The following is an 18,062-nucleotide window of genomic DNA, read 5'->3' on the forward strand; positions in this document are numbered from 1 at the left end:
TTAAGGCTTTAGCCCCAGACGAGAGCAGCGGTCTCCACGATCCGCTCCAGCTTCGCCTTCTGCTGGTCCTGCGTCAGGTCGTTGCCCTCCTCGGTCGAGGAGAACCCGCACTGCGGCGACAGGCACAGCTGCTCGAGGTCCACGTACCGCGCCGCCGCGTCGAGGCGACGGCGCAGCGAGTCGACGCTCTCCAGCTCGCCGCGTTTGGTGGTCATCAGCCCGAGCACCACGAACTTCCCCTTGGGCACGAAGCGAAGCGGCTCGAACCCGCCGGAGCGCTCGTCGTCGAACTCCAGGAAGTAGCCGTCCACGTTGAGCTCGTTGAACAGCGCGTCGGCGACGAAGTCGTAGCCGCCCTTGGCCACCCAGGACGAGCGGAAGTTCCCGCGGCACAGGTGCGTGGTCACGGTCAGCCCGTCCGGCCTGCCCGCGAGCGCGGCGTTCATCGTCTTGATGTTGCGGACATGCTGCTTGTCCGGGTCGCCGCCCATCTTCGCGACCAGCTCGCGCTGCTCGGGGTCGTTGAGGTACGCCAGGCTGGTGTCGTCGAGCTGCAGGTACGTGCAGCCGAGCGCGGCCATCCCGGCGATCTCCTTGGCGTACGCGGCGGCGAGGTCGGTGTAGAACTCCTCGAGGTCCGGGTACACCGCTTCGCTGACCGCGGCCCGGCCGCCGCGGTAGTAGACCATGCTCGGCGACGGGATGGTCTGCTTCGGCGTCTGGCTCGCGTCCACAGTGGACTTGAGGAACTCGAAGTGGTCCCCGAAGATCACCCCGTCGAGGCCGACCTTTTCGGTGACGCGCAGCCCGGCCGGGCTCCAGTCCAGGTCGCCCGCGGCGTTGTGGAAGGTGACGTGCAGCTTCTCGCTGCTCTTCTGGATCCCGTGCAACTGGTAGATGAAGTCCATGTGCCAGGTGGCGCGGCGGAACTCGCCGTCGGTGGCGGACTGCAGCCCGGCGGAGCGCTGCAGCTCGACGACGTCACGGATGGCGCTGTCCTCGGCGGCGCGCAGTTCGGCCGCGCTGAGCACCCCCTTGGCGAAATTCTCGCGGGCTTCGTGGAGAGCGGCGGGGCGCAGGAGGCTGCCCACATGGTCGGCGCGGAACGGCGGTGTTGTGCGCTGAGTCATGAGCCGATCTTCGGCCCGCGCGGGTGCCCGGGGCAACCCACCTTCCACCGGGCGGCAACCCCCTTGCGGATCAGCCGACGTGCACCATGGGACGACGCTCGGGGTCCGGCTCCGCCCGCCGCAGCACCTCCCTGGTCACCGGCGGCACGTCGCCGTCACCGGAGAACAGGTAGCGCACCAGGAACTTGAACGGGTTGCCCTCGGTCCAGCTGAAGTAGACGTGCGGGCGCAGCCCGGTGTCGTCCCGGATCTGCAGCAGGATCGCGGCGATGGCGTTGGCGATCGACGGGCTCTTCACGCGCAGGATCCGGTAGCCGTAGCGCTTTTCGCCGTGCACCCGCAGGGCCGACTCGAAGTCCGAGGCGTCGGAGATGGTCACCTCGAGGAAGATCGGCGGGCAGTCGTGCGGGATGTGGCTGTCCTCCCGCGCCTCCCGTTCCTTCTCCTCGTACTCGGCCTCGTTCCGCGCGTCGGGTTCGTTGGCGATGATCCGGATGTGCCCGCCCCGCACGGCTTTGTCGATGATGCGCCGGGCCGGGGCGTCGAACTCGACGTCCACCGCGCGCAGTTCCAGCGAGCGCGTGGCGCGCGAGACCAGTGAGGTCACGACGATCGCCACGATGAAGAAGGCGGCGATCTTGACCCCGTCCGGGCGTTCCACGATGTTCGCGATCGTCGTATAGAAGAACACCGCCGTGATCACCGCGTACGCCGCGAAGGCACCGCGCTGCCTGCGGCGCCACGCCGACAACGTCACGGCCAGCGCCGCCGACGAGATCAGCACCAGCACACCCGTGGCGTACGCGCCGCCCTGCGCGTCCACGTTCGCGTCGAAGATCCAGGTGATCACGAACGCGATCACCGCGATCACGATCACCAGCGGCCTCGTCGCCGCCGCCCAGCTCGGCGCCATCCCGTAGCGCGGCAGGTAACGCGGCACGAGGCTGAGCAGGCCGGCCATCGCGGAGGCGCCGGCGAACCACAGGATCGCGATGGTGCTGAGGTCGTAGACCGTGCCGAAGGCGTTGCCGAGGTAGTTGTGCGCGAGGTACGCCAGCGCGCGGCCGTTGGCCTTGCCACCGTCGCCGAACTCCTCCTGCGGGATCAGCACGGTGGTCGCGAAACTGCTGGTGATCAGGAACGCGCTCATGATCAGCGCGGCGGTGGTGAGCAGCTTGCGGGTGTTGCGGATGCGGCCCTTCGGCTCCAGCACGGCGTCGTCCTTGGCGCCCCGCACCAGCGGCATCACCGACACGCCGGTCTCGAACCCCGACAGCCCGAGCGCCAGCTTGGGGAACACGATCAGCGAGATCCCGATCATCGCCCAGACGCTGCCGTGCTCGGTGGTCAGCATGTTCTGCCACTGCACCACGAGGTGCTCGCTGGTCAGCACGTGGACCAGCGAGTCGATCACCACGACCAGGTTCAGCGCCAGGTACAGCGCGACCAGCACGACGGCGAACCCGATCGCCTCGGCGAAGCCCTTGAGGAACACCAGGCCGAGCAACAGGATCAGCACGAGCGTGATCAGCATGTTCTGGCCGTGCAGAAAGCTTGGCAGGTAAGGGTTTTCCACCGCGTGCGCGGCGGCGTCGGCGGCGGAGAGGGTGATCGTGATGACGAAGTCCGTGGCAGCGAAGCCGAGCAGCACCAGGACGAGCAGCTTGCCCTTCCACCGCGCCAGCAGCTTCTCCAGCATCGCGAGCGAGCCCTGCCCGTGCGGGCTTTCCGCGGCCACCCTGCGGTAGATCGGCAGCGCGCCGGCGAGGGTGAGCACGATCAGCACGATCGTGGCCACCGGGGAGAGCAGTCCGGCCGCGAGCGCCGCGATGCCGGGCTGGTAACCGAGGGTGGAGAAGTAGTCGACGCCGGTGAGGCACATGACCTTCCACCAGCGGTGATCGCGGTCGTGCTTCTGTTCCTGGTTGCCGCCGCTGAGCTGGCGGGCGCGTTTGTGCTCGCCCTCGAGCAGCCAGGCCTTGACCGTGGGTGCGGCCACGTCGTCCCCTCCGCCGGAGTTCCGGTCCTGTCCGGGGACATCATCGCCGACGGGACGGAGGGCCGTGGGGGCCGGGCGCGAGCCTGTGGCCCCCACGGCGGTCCGTCACGCGGGCGGTGCGAGAACAACGACGGAGTTGTGGCCACCCATCCCGAGCGAGGACTTGACGGTCAGCCCGTCACCGACCGGGGTCCTCCCGCTGAGCAACTGCGGGTGCCCCGGCGACACCGCGACCGGTGCCGGCAGGTAACCGCGGTCGTAGCCCATCGCGGCCACCGCCATCTCGACCGCGGAAGCCGCGCCCTGGCAGTGCCCGACCAGCGGTTTGACCGAGTAGATCCCGGTCTCCTCGCCGAAGAACTCGGCCAGCACGGTGGCTTCCGCGCGGTCGCACTGTGCCGTGCCCGGCCCGTGCGCGTTGAAGTAGCGCACCTCCGAAGCCGGCACCCCGGCGTTGTCGAGCGCGTCGCGGAAACACGCGCGTACCTGCTCCAGGCCGGGATCGACGCTGGTCACGTGGTACCCGTCGTGCGACATCGACCCGCCGAGCGCCAGCGCGTACGGCCGTTCCGACGAACGCGACAACACGAACGAAACCGACGCCTCCCCGAAGCCGAAGCCGCGGCTGCCCTCCTGGAACGGGCGGCACACGTCCGTCGGCTCGGTGTCGACGGCCGCGACGCCCAGCCGCACGAAATGCAGCACGTTCTCGGGAGTCGCGGACAGGTCGGTCGCGACGAACACCACGTCGTCCACGATTCCGCCGTCGATCCAGGCCTTCGCGGTGAGCAGCCCGGCGTTGCCCGAAGCGCACATCGCCGAGACGTTCATCGCCGGGCCGTGGAAGCCGTACTCCTGCATGAACGTCGACATCGGTGTCGAGGGCATCAGCCCCAGGTACTCCCTCGGCCGCACGTTGCCGTTGCGTTCGAGGTAGAACTCACGCCAGAGATCCACCTCGCCGAGCACGACCGCGTGCAGCAGTCCGACCCTCCGGCCGGGCCGCCAGCCGCGTCCCTCGGCGTCGGAAATCGCCTCCCTCGCCGCGGCTCGCATCGCTTTGGCGAAGCGGCTGGGGCCGTCGACCGGGTTGCCGGCGTCCGAAACGCTGGCGACCCAGGCCGCCTCGTCCCGGTTCGCCCCGTAGCCGCCGGTCAGCGTGGCCGCGTGCTTGCCGACACTGAGCCCGTCCCAGAAGCGCTCCCGGCTCCAGCCGTAGCCCGTGACGGTTCCGATTCCACAGATTCCTATGTTCCGCGAGTCCATGACACTCGCCCCTTCTTGCGCGTACCTCTACGATCCATTCGGGTTCGAATGGACCTACAAGGCCAACGACCAGGGGCTTTCCAGTCTTTGCCGTGGCAAGCTGGTATCGGCGGGATGGGTGCTTTCGACCCAGGTCGTTGCTCTGGACGGAGTAACGTCTCCCGGGCGGACCTTCGGCGGATCGGACGGGTGATGGAGGCAAATGCCAACGGGGCGGACCGCCCTTCCGTCGCGCCGATCGACCAGGAGCAGATCGTTGACCTGGCACTCTCCGCAGATCGTGCGGTGATCTGGGCGCTGGACTCGGCGAGCGGCACGCTGTCCTGGAACGACGGGATGGACAAACTGCTCGGCGTCCCGGCCAAGAAGGTCAAGTCCCGGCTCACCCGTTTGGTCCAGCCGCTGCTCGCCGCCGTGGACACCACCGGCCTTTGGCAGGACCTCGAACTGGAGCAGCGGTACACGCAGCCGTCCGGCGCGACGAGGTGGCTGCGCTTTCGCGCCCGCCGCGACCAGTGCGGGCTGCTGGGCATCGCCAGCGACGTCACGGACAGGCACGAGGAACGCCGCGAGCTGGCCGACCTCGCCGACCGCTACCGCCTGCTCGTCGAGCTGAGCCCGGACATGATCGCCGTGCACCAGGACGGCGTGCTCACGTACGTCAACCCGGCGGCCGCGAGGCTCGCCGGTGGCGGTTCACGTGACTCCCTGCTGGGCAGGCCGATCACCGATTTCGTGCACGACGGGTCGGTGCCGGAGATGCTCGAACGGCTCGAGCACCTCAACGAGCCGGGCGCCACCTCCGAATCCGCGGAGGCGATGTTCCTCCGGCCCGACGGCAGCACCTTCCCGATGGAGGTCAAGTCGGTCCGCACCACCTGGGAGGGCCGCCCGGCGTACCAGGTCGTGATGCGCGACGTCAGCGCGCAGCGGGCGGCGGAGAGCGCGCTGCGCTATCAGGCCGCGCTGGTCGAGCACGTCAGTGACGCGATCATCGCCACCGACGCGCAGGGCAGGGTGACCAGCTGGAACCCGGCCGCCGAAGCGATCTACGGGCTCCCGGCCGCCGACGCACTGCGCAGGCACGTGGGTGAGCTCGTCGGGGCCAGGTTCGACCCGGCGGTCGCGGTGCGGGCCGGCGGTGTCGTGCAGGCGACGCACCGCGCGGCGGACGGCACGCCGTTGTCGATGCGCGTGTCGGTGGCCGAGATGGACGGCGGCTACGTGCTGGTCTGCGCGGACGAGACGGCACGCCGCCAGGCCGAGCGCCAGTTCAGCACGGTCGTCGCTTCGCTCGACGAAGGCGTGCTCGTGATCGGCCCGAACGGGCTGCTGATCTCGGCGAACCCGGCGGCCGAACGGATACTCGGCGTGCCGGAGTCGTCGATGCTCGGGGCGTCGCCGCACGCCTGGCCGCTCTACGACGAGTCCGGCCAGCGGCTGTCGACGAACGAGTATCCGTCGTCGCAGGTGCGCCGCACCGGGATAGCTCAGCAGGGTCGCGTGATGCAGGTGCTGCGGCGTGACGGGCGCACGGTGTGGCTGTCCGTCTCGTGCCGCGCGATGAGCCCGCAGGATTCCAGCAGCGCCTTCGTGTTGTCGTTCACCGACATCACCGAGCGCCGCGCGATCGGCGAACGCCTGGAGCACGACGCGACGCACGATCCGTTGACCGGCCTTGCCAACCGCTCGCTCGCGCTCGACCAGCTCACCGCGCTGCTGCACGCGGACGACCGCGCGTCGATAGCGGTGCTGTTCATCGACCTCGACAAGTTCAAGGTGATCAACGACTCGCTCGGCCACTCCGTCGGCGACCGGGTGCTCAAGCTCGCCGGGGACAGGCTGCGCCGCAGCGTCCGGCCCGGCGACATCGTCGGCAGGCTGGGCGGGGACGAGTTCGTGGTGATCGCCCCCGGCATCGGCGGCGAGCCCGAGGCGCGCGCGCTCACCGAACGGCTGCGCGATTCGCTCACCGAGCCGATCGGGGTGGACGGCAGGCAGCTGCACGTCGACGCCAGCATCGGCATCGTGCTCGTCGGCCCGGCCGACCGGCGTGCCGCGCACGATCTGCTGCGCGACGCGGATGTCGCGATGTACCAAGCGAAACAGCTCGGCCGCAGCCGGTACGAGTTCTTCAACGTGCAACTGCGGGAACGGATGCAGCGCCGGCTCCGGCTCGAACAGGACCTGCGCGACGCGGTGCGCCGCGGCCACCTGTGGCCCGCCTACCAGCCGGTGGTGGACCTCGGCACGAACCGGATGGTCGCGGTCGAAGGACTGCTGCGCTGGACCCATCCGGTGCACGGACAGGTGCCGCCGACGGAGTTCATCCCGCTGGCGGAGGAAAGCGACCTCATCAACCAGCTCGGTGAGTACATGCTGCGCGAGACCACGCGCGAGCTCGCCCAGCAGCGCGGCCGCGGGGTGGACGTCGAGCTGAAGATCAACCTGTCCACCCGGCAGCTGGACGATCCCGGGCTCGTGACCGGCATCGAGGAAGCGCTTTCCGTGGCGGGCCTGCCGCCGTCCGCGCTGTGCCTGGAGATCACGGAAAGCGCTCTCATGCGCGACGCCGCGCTGGCCGGGGAAACGCTGGGAGCCTTGCGGGCGCTGGGAGTCCGCCTCGCGATCGACGACTTCGGCACCGGTTACTCCTCGCTCGCGCAGCTGCATCAGCTCACTTTGGACACACTCAAGATCGACCGCTCGTTCATCACCGGGCTCGGTGAGTCCACGGACTCCGAGGCGATCGTGAAGAGCATCATCGTGATGGCGCACGCGGTGCACCTGACCGTGGTGGCCGAAGGGGTGGAAAACCCGGCGCAGCTGGAACTGCTCCGCGAACTCGGGTGCGATCAGGCGCAGGGGTACTACCTCGGGAAACCCGCGCCCGCCGGGAAACTCTGGCCCTGAGCCGGGGACTGAGCGCCCCCTGCGCGCCCGGTCACCGAACAGCCGCACTGAAATATACCTGCCTGCCGGTATGTACGGCGTTAGCCCGGAGCCTCGATCACTTGCGCCACCAGGTTTTCCAGCTCACCGCGGGTGACGGCCCACAGCGCGGCGACCGTGCGCGGGCTGGACACGAAACTCATCAGCAGCACCCCGCGGATGGCCGCGAACGCGGTGAGCATCACGGCCGTTCCCCTTGGCCTGCTGAGGAAATCGGGGACGACCTCATTGAGCAGGTCGTTCATGCCGCCGGCGAGCTGCCGGTTGAACCGCCCGACGTGCGAGCGCAGTTCCGGGTCCGTGCGGCTCCCCAGCCACAGCTCCGTCACCGCCGTGAACGGTTTGCTCTCGTGCAGCTCCCACAACCTGTCCACCAGCGCCATCACGGTTTCCGCTTCGGTGGGCCGGCGCGGCGGATCCGCGCGGAACTCGTCGACGATCTTCGTGGTCGCGTGTTCCAGGCCCGCCACCACCAGTTCCGTCTTGTTCGCGAAGTAGTGCGCCTGCGCGCCACGTGTCACACCCGCGCGCGTGGCTATCTGCGCGCTGGTGACATTCCGGTAGCCGTAGTCCACAAGGCACTCCACGGTCGCCTCGAGCAAGGCCATCCGCGTGGCCGCCCGCCGCTCCGCCTGGGTGCGGCGCTTCCCGCCAGACATTGCGCAACTGTATCGGTTCTGGCCCCATGAGAAATTCCGCCACCGAGGTGAAAGAATCCACAGTGGACATTTGATCAAGGGTTGCCGCGGAACGTCGCACGATACGCGCGCGGGGACACCCCGAGCGTCGCCTGCAGGTGCTGGCGCAGCGAGGCCGCGGTGCCGAAACCGGCATCCTCGGCCACCCGGTCCACGGGCAGTTCCGTTTCCTCCAGCAACTGCCGGGCGCGCTCGATCCGTTGCTGGGTCAACCATTGCACCGGGGAAACGCCCACCTCCTCCCGGAAGCGGCGGGTGAAGGTGCGCACGCTCATCGCCTCCTGCTCCGCCAGCTCGCGCAGTGACAACGGCCGGCCGAGATGCTCAAGCGCCCACGCGCGCGCACGCGCCGTGGACGAAGATCGCGGCTCGGGCACCGGCCGCCGGATGAACTGTGCCTGCCCACCTTCGCGATGCGGCGCGACGACGGTGCCGCGCGCGACCCGGTTGGCGACGGCGACGCCGTGGTCGCGCCGGATCATGTGCAGGCACAGGTCGATCCCCGCGGCCACCCCGGCGGAGGTGAGCACGTCGCCGGAGTCGGTGTAGAGCACGTTCTCCTCGACCTGGACGGCCGGGTACAGCCGGCGAAGATCAGCGGCCGAGTGCCAGTGCGTGGTCGCGCGCCTGCCGTCGAGCAGCCCGGCCGCCGCGAGCACGAACACCCCCGTGCAGATCGACGCGATTCTCGTGCCGGGCCGGATCTGCGCGACGACGTCGGCCATCGGGCCGCGCAGCGGGCCGCCTCTCTGCGGCTCGTAGTCGACTTCGGCGGAGAGGAACACCACCGTGTCCGCCTTGGCCAGCAGCTCCGGGCCGTAGCCGACGTGCACGGTGAAATCGGCGTCGGTACGCACGTCGCCGGGGGTGAGTGTGCAGGTCATGACCTCGTAGAGCGGCTCACCATCCGGCGAGCGCGCCTCCCCGAAGAGCCGGTGCACGGTGCCCAGCTCGAAGGGGAGCACGCCGGGACGGACGAAAACGGCGATCCGATGCATGGCCCGATCCTTGCACAACCTGGCCATCAAGCCACTGGTTGCACTCTCAACCACTCGGCAGGCTGGTGCCATGAAGGTTTTGTGGATCTTTGCCCACCCGGAACAGCGTTCGCTCAACGCGTCCCTGCGCGACGAGGGCCTGCGCGCGCTGACCGAGCAGGGCCACGAGTACCGGTTGTCCGACCTCTACGCGATGAACTGGAACCCGGTGGTCAGCCGCGAGGACTACGCGCTCGACCCGGACGAGCGGCTCAAGGTCGCGGGCGCGTCCGCCACCGCGCTGACCGAGGGGCGGCTGAGCCCGGACATCCTGGCGGAGCAGGAAAAACTCATCTGGGCCGACGCGGTCGTGCTCCAGTTCCCGCTCTGGTGGTACGGGATGCCCGCGATCCTCAAGGGCTGGTTCGACCGCGTGTTCACCAAGGGCTTCGGCTACGGCATCACCGACTCCGGCGGCAAGGTGCTGCGCTACGGCGAAGGCACGCTGGCCGGGAAGCGTGCGCTGGCTGTGCTCACCGTTGGCGGGCGCGAGTCCGCCTTCGGCCCGCGCGGGGTCAACGGCGACATCCAGCACACGCTGTTTCCCTTGCAGCACGGCACTTTCTGGTACGCGGGGCTGGCGCCGCTGCCGCCGCTGGTGTTCTACAGCGCGGACCGGATGGGCGAAGCCGAGTACTCGACGGCCGCGAAGGAGTTGCGCCGTCGGATCGAAACGCTGGGCACCACCGAACCGGTGCCGTTCCGCACTCAGAACGGCGGCGACTACGACGAGGACCTGGTGCTCAAGCCGGAACTGGCCGCGGGACGCACCGGCCCGGACGTGCACCTCGGGTAAGCCGGCGCCTGCACCGATTCAGCGCCGGGAAAGCGTTTTCACCGGCCGCGAAAAGCGCACCCCAACACCTCGCCCGGGGGGACGACTGGCAGAGGAGGAAGAACGATGTCCACGTCGATGATCATCGTTGTCGTCGTCGCCGTCCTCGTGGTGGCGGCGCTGATCGCCTTCGGACTGCGGACACAGCGGCGTCGCAGGCTGCGCGAGCGGTTCGGGCCCGAATACGACCGGGCCGTCGAGGACAGCCCGAACCGGACGAAGGCCGAACGCGACCTGCTGGCCAGGGAACGGCGGCACGACAAGCTCGACATCCGGCCGCTTTCCGATTCGGCGCGCGAGCACTACCGGCAGCAGTGGTCGCTGATCCAGGAGCGGTTCGTCGACCGCCCCGACGACGCGATCGGCGAGGCGGACCGGGTGCTGACGAGGCTGATGGCCGACCGCGGCTACCCGACCGAAGGCTACGAGCAGCAGGTCAACGACCTGTCGGTCGAGCACGCGCGCACCCTGGAGCACTACCGGAGGGCGCGGGAAACGTTGCGGGGCAACGAGAAGACGAGAGCCGACACCGAAGCGCTGCGCAAGGCGATGGTGCACTACCGGACCGTGTTCGACGACCTGCTCGCCGAGCGGGAGGGGAGCAAGTGAGATGAGAACCGAAGGGCTGAGCACCGAAGACCTGGCCGCGCCCGCGCCCGAAAGCCCGGAAACCCCCGAGCCGGCCGAGGAAGTCGAACTCTTCGAGCACGAAAAGGTCGAAGCCTTCCTCGACCGCTGGCGCGCCCTGCAGACCGCCTTCGTCGACGACCCGCGCGAAGCGGTGCATGACGCGGACCAGCTCGTCGCCGAGGTGATCCAGACACTGGCCACGACGTTCGCCGAGCACAAGCGGAACCTGGAAACCCAATGGCAGCAAGGTGAATCCGTCGCCACCGAGGACCTGCGGCTCGCGCTGCGGCGCTACCGCACCTTCTTCAACGAGCTGCTCCGCACCAACTGACCACCGAGGCGACGTCCGTGCCCTAGGGGGCGTCCTCAGGCGGGCACCGACGTCGCCTTGTCCATCAGGTACTCGAGCAGGACCTGCAGCACCCGCTTGGCGGAGCCGCGGTCCCGCACGTCGCACAGCTGGATCGGGACGTCCGGGTTGAGGTCGAGCGCCGCGCGCACCTCGTCCGGCTCGTAGATCTCCGCGCCGTCGAAGCAGTTCACCGCGACGACGAAGTCGATGCCGCGCGACTCGAAGAAGTCCACCGCGGCGAAGCAGTCCTCGAGCCGCCTCGTGTCGGCGAGCACCACCGCGCCCAGCGCGCCGACCGACAACTCCTTCCACATGAACCAGAACCGGTCCTGTCCGGGAGTGCCGAACAGGTACAGCACCACCTTCGGGTTGATCGTGATCCGCCCGAAGTCCAGCGCCACCGTGGTCGTGGTCTTGTGCTCCACGCCGTTCAGGTCGTCGACCGTCGCACCGAGCTCGGTCAGCCGCTCCTCGGTGCGCAGTGGCCGGATCTCGCTGACCGACGAGACGAGCGTGGTCTTGCCGACCCCGAAGCCGCCCGCGACGAGCAGCTTGACGGCCTGCACCCCGTCCAGCCCGGGATCGCCAACCGGCTCAGAGTTTCCGTACGCCATCAAGCACCGCCTGCAACAGTTCGATGTTGGGCCGCCGGTCCCCGGAGGGAGCCGGCGGCGACCGGAAGATGAGATGTCCCGACTCGATCAGGTCGCTGACCAGGACCTTGACCGCGGCCAGCAGCAGTTTCAGCTGGGCCGCGATCTCCGCGAGCGACATCGGCCTGCCCTGGCACATGCGCAGGATGTCGCCGTACTCGCGGTCCAGCGTCGCGACGTCCGACGCCGGCCGGACGGCCACCACGAGCGTGATGAGATCGAGTTTGTGCAGATCCCTCCCGGCGCGGCCACGGGTGACCGCGAACGGCCGGACCAGCGGGCCCGGATCGTCCTGGAACCAGGAGGTGTCCTCGTGCCTCACGGCGTCTGCGGGATCGGCGCCTCACGGGGTGGGGCCGTCAGGTTCGTCCCGACCTTCCCCACCAGCACATTCATCTCGTACGCGACCATGCCGAGATCGGCGTTCACCCCGGCGATCAGCGCCAGGCAGGCGCCGACCCCGGCCTCGGTCACCACCAGGTAGCCGTGCTCCAGCTCGACCACCGTCTGCTGCACCGCGCCCTTGTCGAACTGGCTGCCGACGCCGCGGGCGAGGCTGCGGAACGCCGACGCCATCGCGGAAAGGTGCTCGCCCCCTTCCCGGTCGAGGCTCGCCGAGCGGCCGAGTGCCAGCCCGTCGGAGGAGAGCACCACCGCCTTCTCGGCTCCCGGTAGCCGGTTGACGAGGTCGTCCAGCAGCCAGTCCAATCTGGCTCCCTGGGGCTTGACCGCCACGTCTTCGTTCATCGCCGCACCATCCGTCTTCATCGATCTCTTTCCGGGCTACTGCGCGTCGTCGCGACTTTTGCGGGCCTGCCACGTCCCCCGCTGGAACGCGGACATGCTGCTGCGTGCCGCGTCCGGGCTGCGAAGCTCGAGCGAGTCCGATGTGGACGGTTGCTCGGTCTGGAGCTGTGGCGCCAGGTTCGCCTGGCGGCGCCGGCGGGGAAGCGGTTTCCGGCCCGGCGAACCGACGGACACCGTCGCCGGGCTCGCGGCACGCCGGTGCGGGCTGGGGGACAGCGACTCCGTCACGGGTTCCTCCTGCGGCCACCGCCGCGGGTCGAAGTCTTCGTCGGAACGCGCCGGCCTCGGCACCGGATCGACCGCCGCCTCCGGCACGAACGACGGCACCCTCGCGTGCCGGGCGTGCCGCGCCCGCCGGATCGGGGTGAGGTCGGCCCGGGTTTCGGCCGCCGAGGGCTCGACGTCCGCCGGCTCCTCGGTGTCGATGATCTTGGCCGGGATCAGGACGATCGCCTTGATCCCGCCGTACGCGGAGTCCACCAGGTTGACCACGATGCCGTGCTTGCGCGCCAGCTGCCCGATCACGAACAGCCCGAGGTTGCGTTGCCCGGCCAGCGCCATCTCCTGGAAGTCCGGCGGATTGCGCAGCCGCTCGTTCAGTTCCTCGCGTTCGTCGAACGGGATGCCGAGGCCCTGGTCCTCGATCTCCACCGCGACACCCTTGCCGACCACGTTGCCGCGCACCGCGACCGGGGCGCCCGGCGGGGAGAACGAAGTCGCGTTGTCCACCAGTTCCGCCAGCAGGTGCAGGATGTCCGCGACCGCGGAGCCCATCACCTTCACCTCGGGCAGCCGGACCGCGCTGACGCGCGCGAAGTCCTCGGTCTCGGAGATCGCGCTTCGCACGACTTCCTCCAGCGCCACCGGGTTGCGCCATTTCCGGCCCGGCTGGCCGCCGCCGAGGATCAGCAGGTTTTCCGCGTTGCGGCGGGCCGCGGTGGTCAGGTGGTCGAGCTGGAACAACAGCTCGAGGTGCTCGGGGTCGCTCTGTTTGGCCTCGGCGACGTCCAGCACGTCCAGCTGGCGGTGCACCACGATCTGGCTGCGGTGCGCGATGTCGAGGAAGACTTTGTTGAGGCCACCGCGTGTCTTCGCCTCTGCGGTGGCCGCCGCGATCGCGGTCCGCTGCGCGGCGCTGAACGCCTCGGCGACCTGGCCGATCTCGTCGTCGCCGCGGTCGATCGGCGTCACCTCGGCGTCCACGTCCACCTGGTCGCCGTCGTGCAGCCGCCGCACCAGGCCGGGGAGTTTCACCTCGGCCAGTTCGAGGGTCTGCGAGCGCAGCCGGCGCAGCCTGCGCACGAGCGCGTTGGCGAGCCGGACCGAAACGAAGAACGCGGCGACGGCCACGATCAGCGTGATCAGCCCGGCGATGATCGACTGCAGGAGCGTGGTGTCGGCGGCGTCGCCCGCGATGTCCGCGCCGTAGGTGAAGTGATCGGACCACAGGCCGAGCAGCTCGGTGGCGACCTGGTTTTCGGCGTCGCGGTAGTCGGCGAGCTGGATGCGCAGCGAGCCGGTGGTGCTCAGCGAATCCTCCGCTGCCTGCGCGGTTTTCCAGGCGTCGCCGTTGACGAGTCTGGTGTAGCGGTCCTGTTCCGCCGCGGGCAGGCGGCTGAACTGGCCTTCGAGCCCCTGGCGGTAGGTGCCGACGAACTGGGTGAAGGAAACCCGTTCGTCCGGGGTGAGCTGGCCGCGCGTGGTCAGCACCGCGGCCACTCCGTTCGCCCGGCCTTGCGCCTCCATCACGCGGAACAGGTCCACAGTGGTGATCTGCTCGCGGGCGGCCGCCGCGTCGGAGGTGGTGCGCGCGGAGTCGGCGATGCCGTTCATGACGGCCCTGCCGAGCCCGGTGAACAGCGCGTCCACGTCGGCGGGCGAGACCTGGGACTGGTCGATTCCCTGTCGTACCACCGGAAGTCGCGCGGCCAGCTCGGCGAACTCGGCGTTGGTCTTGGCGACGCCCTCGGGGTTCAGCTGCCCCGTGATGCCTGCCAGCACGGTGAGCTGGGAGAGCACGGTGTTGGTACGGTCGCGCACTCCTTGGAGATCGGTGCGTGCCTGCGCGTCACCGGCCAGCGCTCGCATGCTCGTGGCGAGTTCCTGCTGGACCGTGGCTTCCCAGGTGATGCAGGGCGGGATCGCGGTTTTGAGGATGTCCGCCCAGTTCCGCGCGGCGATGCCGGAGGTGACCAGCGAGCCCGCCACGGCGGCGCCGGTGATCAGCAGTACCGCGCTCGGGATGAGCGCGATGGCGAGCACCCTGGTCCGGATGCTGCGTCTTCCGCGCAGGCGCGTGAGTCTCTTGAGCCGGTCCCGCCCCGCGCGGGGGCGTGCGGGTTTCGATTCGCGCAAGTTACCGCCCTGTCCTGGCTGGCTCGCAAAACTCCGCGCCAGTGCACGGAGATCCACCGGCCGGCGATGGTTTTCCCTTGTCCAAAAACGATTTCGCCCGCACCATGGCAGCGCGTACCCGCGCTCGAACCACGGATTTTCTTGTAGCGCAAGAAGATCCGCAACGAGGCAGCGGTAGGTGTCCCCAGGCTTATCGCTCGTTAAGCTCCGCCACCTTATCCAGGTTGTCAACCGTCCGGTTCCGCGTCCGGAACCGCGTCCGAACGCGACTCCGAGTCAACCTCGTGCTGTCAACCGTTGCCGCGGAACGGATTCCCGGTCTACGGTTGCGCGGCGCCTGTCCGGTGGCGCGTCGGTTCCCCAACCGGACTTCCCTCATCTCGACAAGGAGTCGGAGACCCCATGGTGGATTCATCGCTGGCCGGCAAGAGCGCGCTCATCACCGGTGCGGCGCAAGGCATCGGGGCCGCGATCGCGGAGTTGTTCGCCGCACGGGGCGCCAAGGTCGTGGTCGCCGACATCAATGCGGAAGGCGGCGAGGAAACCGCCGGCAAGATCGTGAAGGACGGCGGGGAAGCGCAGTTCGTCCGCACCGACGTCACCTCCGCCGCCGATCTCGATGCCGCCGTCAAGGCGACGGTGGACGCCTACGGCAGACTGGACATCGCGATCAACAACGCGGGGATCGAGGAGCAGGGCTCGGCGTTGCACGAAATCACCGAAGAGGCTTGGGACAAGCTGGTTTCGGTGAACCTCAAGGGTGTCTGGCTGTCGATGAAGGCCGAGATCACGCAGATGCTGGGCCAGGGCGGCGGCACGATCGTCAACATGGCGTCGATCGCCGGGATGGTCGGCCTGCCGCTGGGCATCGCCGACTACTCGGCCGCCAAGGGCGGGGTCGTCGCGCTGACCCGCACCGCGGCCATCGAGTACGTCAAGAACGGTATCCGCATCAACGCCGTCTGCCCCGGCGTGGTCCGCACTTCGCTGCTCGACAACGCGATCAAGACCGGCATGTTCACCGAGCCCGAAGCGGCCGCGCTGCACCCGACCGGTGTGCTGATCGACCCGGAGGATGTCGCCGAAGCGTTCCTGTACCTGGCCTCCGACGCGGCCAAACACGTCACCGGCCACGCGATGCCCATCGACGCGGGCATGGCCGCGGGCTGACCTCGGCTTCGGAGCCCCATCTCTGTCCTCTTTGGACGGAGATGGGAGCGACCCGAAAAAAACAGCCCCCACCGTCACCGGTGGGGGCTGTTCGCTGTGGTCTGAAGAGTGGCCAGGGCCGGGGTCGAACCGGCGACCTTCCGCTTTTCAGGCGGACGCTCGTACCAACTGAGCTACCTGGCCGGAAACGCCGGCTGGGAGCCAGACGCTATTGCGACCCTGACGGGACTCGAACCCGCGACCTTCGCCGTGACAGGGCGACGCGCTAACCAACTGCGCCACAGGGCCTTGCTTCGTACTGCGTACTCCCAACGGGATTCGAACCCGCGTTGCCGCCTTGAAAGGGCGGAGTCCTAGGCCGCTGGACGATGGGAGCTCGGCCGGTTTCGGCGAACCGACCGACCGCGCTCTCAGGTCCCCCCGGGAGCGATTACAAGCATAGGGCACGCCTTCCAGCGCCTCCAAACCGGTATCCCCTAAGCCCGTACGCGCGGTTTGACCTGCACGGATGCCTCAACACTACGCCGGATGGCCGCGATTTCGGGCCTGAGCAGGCGAACGTGGGCCGCGTCACTCTTCGTGGGCCTTGGCGATCGCGTCGAGATCGCGGAGCGACGACAGCAGGTCCGACTGCTCCTCAGGCGTCAGTGTCGCGTCGAGCAACTCGGTCACGACCTCGTCCGTCATCGCCTCCGCGCGCCGCCACCGTTCGTCGAGATCGCTCCGCGCTCGGGCGCGCGCGACCAACGCCTCCGCTTCAGCGGGCTGCCACGCCGTGCGCAGGAGACGCTCGTACCCGCCCTCCGGATCCGCGACGACCGCCTCCGGGACCGTCACCGCGTTGGCCCGCAAGGCAGCGAAGTGCACACCGCCGCGAAACTCGCGCAGGACCATGAGGCTGTGGCCGACCCGCGCCAGCGGTTCAGCCGGGACATCGACCGCTCGCCAGCCCGCGAAGAGAGCAAGGCCGCTGGCATCGGCGCCGGCGAGCACCTGCTGCAGCAACGCCGCCAACCGCTCTGGATCTTCGAGTCCAGCCAGGTGCGTCCCGGACCAGCGCGCCAGCGCGTCGGTGTACGCCACGACGGCATCCTTCACGGAGACCGCATTCACCGCGGCCGGAAGCACGAGGGCGAACAGCCAGTGCGGAAAGATCCCGAACAGCTCGGCGGCCACCGCCGGCGGCAGATCGCCGAGCACCGCGGAACGCCCCCGGAAATACAGCATCCGGGGCGGCAGACCGACCGCCTTCTCGGCCTCGGCCAGCTCGGCCGACGTCATGAACTTCCCGCCCCAGACCTGAACGATCGGACGGATCTCGCTCGCCATCGCCATACGGCGACCATAACGCTGTTACGAAACCTCGGCAAGGACACGATTCGACGAACGATCAAGAAACAAGGTTGCGGTCACCGACCGTGACCACCGCGGCCCGGCGCCGGAAGACAGCCGACGCCCGCCCAAAACCGCGGAAACCTAGCGCTGCGCCGGGTTCTGACCATCCTCGTCCGGAATCAGGCCGAGCATGTCCAGCAACTGCGCGCAGTCCTCCGCATCAGTGGCACCAGCCGCCACCGCCATCCGCGCCCGACGCACCTGATCATCGGAAACCCGTGGCGCGTCAGCATGGCCGCCCCGCTGCGAAGGCACCCCGCCATCGGCACCTTCGTACCGAAGGAGGAACTGTCGAACTTCCACAGACCCGCTCATAGCCCCTCCAAGACGACTAGTTCACAAGCGACTTGGCCGCGAGGCTAGTCAGCGAAATATCTCCACCACAGCCCCCCGCAGAGTGAACCTGCCCCACCACGACCACGACGGACAGCCACCACCGCAGGTGAACGCACAGCAACACGGACATGACGCAGCGACCGAAAAAATCATGTCGACCACTCGCATCAACGGCCGGAATCATGTAACAATCGACTTGCTGACACACCCCCGGTCAGCGCCTGTGGAGATCCCCTCCGGCCCCCGCGTTCCTCCCCCTGGCGCGGGGGCCTCTCCATTCCTACTCGCGGCTTTGCCGCTCGCGGTGCCTTTCCGCTTTGCGGGGGGCGACCCCCGCGCCCCCGGTGTTGTTTGCTCCTTGCGACTCGAGGTGAGGGGCGGGCATTTGACTAGCTCGGTGGGTGGCGCTTACGGGCCGCGATGAGGGGCGGGCCAGTGACTTGGCGG

16 protein-coding genes and 3 tRNA genes are annotated in these 18,062 nt (G+C 68.9%); 5 read left to right on the forward strand and 14 right to left on the reverse strand.

All coding sequences use genetic code 11. From position 1 onward, the window contains the following. Positions 1-8 precede the first annotated feature (8 nt). From FPZ12_RS36805 to FPZ12_RS36815, 3 genes are all read right to left on the reverse strand, one after another. A complete protein-coding gene (locus FPZ12_RS36805; protein WP_144753149.1) occupies positions 9-1,130 on the reverse strand; it encodes a 5-methyltetrahydropteroyltriglutamate--homocysteine S-methyltransferase in 1,122 nt (373 codons plus the stop codon). Between the two features lie 70 nt (positions 1,131-1,200). Continuing rightward, positions 1,201-3,129 (reverse strand): APC family permease, encoded by a 1,929-nt coding sequence (locus tag FPZ12_RS36810; RefSeq protein WP_144753146.1) that lies wholly within the window; start codon positions 3,127-3,129, stop codon positions 1,201-1,203. A 105-nt stretch (positions 3,130-3,234) separates the two neighbouring features. Beyond that, entirely contained in the window at positions 3,235-4,395 is a 1,161-nt protein-coding gene (locus tag FPZ12_RS36815) for a beta-ketoacyl synthase N-terminal-like domain-containing protein (RefSeq protein WP_144753143.1), read from the reverse strand. A 192-nt stretch (positions 4,396-4,587) separates the two neighbouring features. On the opposite strand from FPZ12_RS36815, the gene FPZ12_RS36820 reads away from it, so the two are divergent. Continuing rightward, complete coding sequence (locus FPZ12_RS36820) at positions 4,588-7,308, forward strand: sensor domain-containing protein (protein WP_144753189.1); 2,721 nt, start codon at positions 4,588-4,590, stop codon at positions 7,306-7,308. Between the two features lie 80 nt (positions 7,309-7,388). Here the strand turns inward: FPZ12_RS36820 and FPZ12_RS36825 are convergent, their stop codons facing one another. Together FPZ12_RS36825 and FPZ12_RS36830 are read right to left on the reverse strand one after the other, a co-directional pair. Next, complete coding sequence (locus FPZ12_RS36825; protein ID WP_144753140.1) at positions 7,389-8,006, reverse strand: TetR/AcrR family transcriptional regulator; 618 nt, start codon at positions 8,004-8,006, stop codon at positions 7,389-7,391. Positions 8,007-8,080: 74 nt separating this feature from the next. Beyond that, positions 8,081-9,070, reverse strand: coding sequence for a GlxA family transcriptional regulator (locus FPZ12_RS36830; RefSeq protein ID WP_144753137.1), 990 nt, complete (start codon positions 9,068-9,070; stop codon positions 8,081-8,083). Positions 9,071-9,113: 43 nt separating this feature from the next. Here FPZ12_RS36830 and FPZ12_RS36835 point away from each other — a divergent pair, with 43 nt between their 5' ends. From FPZ12_RS36835 to FPZ12_RS36845, 3 genes are all read left to right on the forward strand, one after another. After that, positions 9,114-9,878 carry an NAD(P)H-dependent oxidoreductase gene (locus FPZ12_RS36835; protein WP_144753134.1) on the forward strand — a complete coding sequence of 255 codons (765 nt, stop codon included), beginning with the start codon at positions 9,114-9,116 and terminating at the stop codon, positions 9,876-9,878. A gap of 105 nt (positions 9,879-9,983) precedes the next feature. Then, positions 9,984-10,526 (forward strand): hypothetical protein, encoded by a 543-nt coding sequence (locus FPZ12_RS36840; RefSeq protein ID WP_144753131.1) that lies wholly within the window; start codon positions 9,984-9,986, stop codon positions 10,524-10,526. Between the two features lies 1 nt (position 10,527). Continuing rightward, on the forward strand, positions 10,528-10,878 hold the full coding sequence (locus FPZ12_RS36845; RefSeq protein ID WP_144753128.1) for a hypothetical protein: 351 nt from the start codon (positions 10,528-10,530) through the stop codon (positions 10,876-10,878). A 35-nt stretch (positions 10,879-10,913) separates the two neighbouring features. On the opposite strand, the gene FPZ12_RS36850 is transcribed toward FPZ12_RS36845, so the two are convergent. Genes FPZ12_RS36850 through FPZ12_RS36865 form a run of 4 tightly spaced genes read right to left on the reverse strand, consistent with a single transcriptional unit; the run spans position 10,914 to position 14,621 of the window. Continuing rightward, positions 10,914-11,513 (reverse strand): GTP-binding protein, encoded by a 600-nt coding sequence (locus FPZ12_RS36850; RefSeq protein WP_144753124.1) that lies wholly within the window; start codon positions 11,511-11,513, stop codon positions 10,914-10,916. Further along, positions 11,494-11,874 (reverse strand): DUF742 domain-containing protein, encoded by a 381-nt coding sequence (locus tag FPZ12_RS36855; RefSeq protein WP_144753121.1) that lies wholly within the window; start codon positions 11,872-11,874, stop codon positions 11,494-11,496. Before FPZ12_RS36855 ends, FPZ12_RS36850 begins: the two co-directional genes overlap by 20 nt. Next, positions 11,871-12,299, reverse strand: coding sequence for a roadblock/LC7 domain-containing protein (locus FPZ12_RS36860; RefSeq protein WP_144753118.1), 429 nt, complete (start codon positions 12,297-12,299; stop codon positions 11,871-11,873). The genes FPZ12_RS36855 and FPZ12_RS36860 overlap by 4 nt, the downstream gene beginning before the upstream one ends. Before the next feature lie 36 nt (positions 12,300-12,335). Continuing rightward, entirely contained in the window at positions 12,336-14,621 is a 2,286-nt protein-coding gene (locus tag FPZ12_RS36865) for a sensor histidine kinase (protein ID WP_144753115.1), read from the reverse strand. Between the two features lie 495 nt (positions 14,622-15,116). Here FPZ12_RS36865 and FPZ12_RS36870 point away from each other — a divergent pair, with 495 nt between their 5' ends. Further along, positions 15,117-15,884: a glucose 1-dehydrogenase gene (locus tag FPZ12_RS36870; RefSeq protein ID WP_144753112.1), complete on the forward strand. Its 768-nt coding sequence runs from the start codon at positions 15,117-15,119 to the stop codon at positions 15,882-15,884. A gap of 109 nt (positions 15,885-15,993) precedes the next feature. Here the strand turns inward: FPZ12_RS36870 and FPZ12_RS36875 are convergent. The 5 genes from FPZ12_RS36875 to FPZ12_RS36895 all read right to left on the reverse strand — a co-directional run bounded on the left by FPZ12_RS36875 (position 15,994) and on the right by FPZ12_RS36895 (position 17,594). Beyond that, a tRNA-Phe gene (locus FPZ12_RS36875) sits at positions 15,994-16,067 on the reverse strand. Positions 16,068-16,098: 31 nt separating this feature from the next. Next, a tRNA-Asp gene (locus tag FPZ12_RS36880) sits at positions 16,099-16,172 on the reverse strand. A 15-nt stretch (positions 16,173-16,187) separates the two neighbouring features. Next, positions 16,188-16,260 (reverse strand) — tRNA-Glu (locus tag FPZ12_RS36885). Positions 16,261-16,454: 194 nt separating this feature from the next. Then, positions 16,455-17,219, reverse strand: a complete 765-nt coding sequence (locus tag FPZ12_RS36890) for an SCO6745 family protein (protein WP_144753108.1) — start codon at positions 17,217-17,219, stop codon at positions 16,455-16,457. 141 nt (positions 17,220-17,360) lie between these two features. Beyond that, positions 17,361-17,594, reverse strand: a complete 234-nt coding sequence (locus tag FPZ12_RS36895; protein WP_144753105.1) for a hypothetical protein — start codon at positions 17,592-17,594, stop codon at positions 17,361-17,363. Positions 17,595-18,062: the final 468 nt, after the last annotated feature.

The organism is Amycolatopsis acidicola, from assembly GCF_007713735.2.
GTDB classification, from domain to species: Bacteria; Actinomycetota; Actinomycetes; order Mycobacteriales; family Pseudonocardiaceae; genus Amycolatopsis_E; species Amycolatopsis_E acidicola.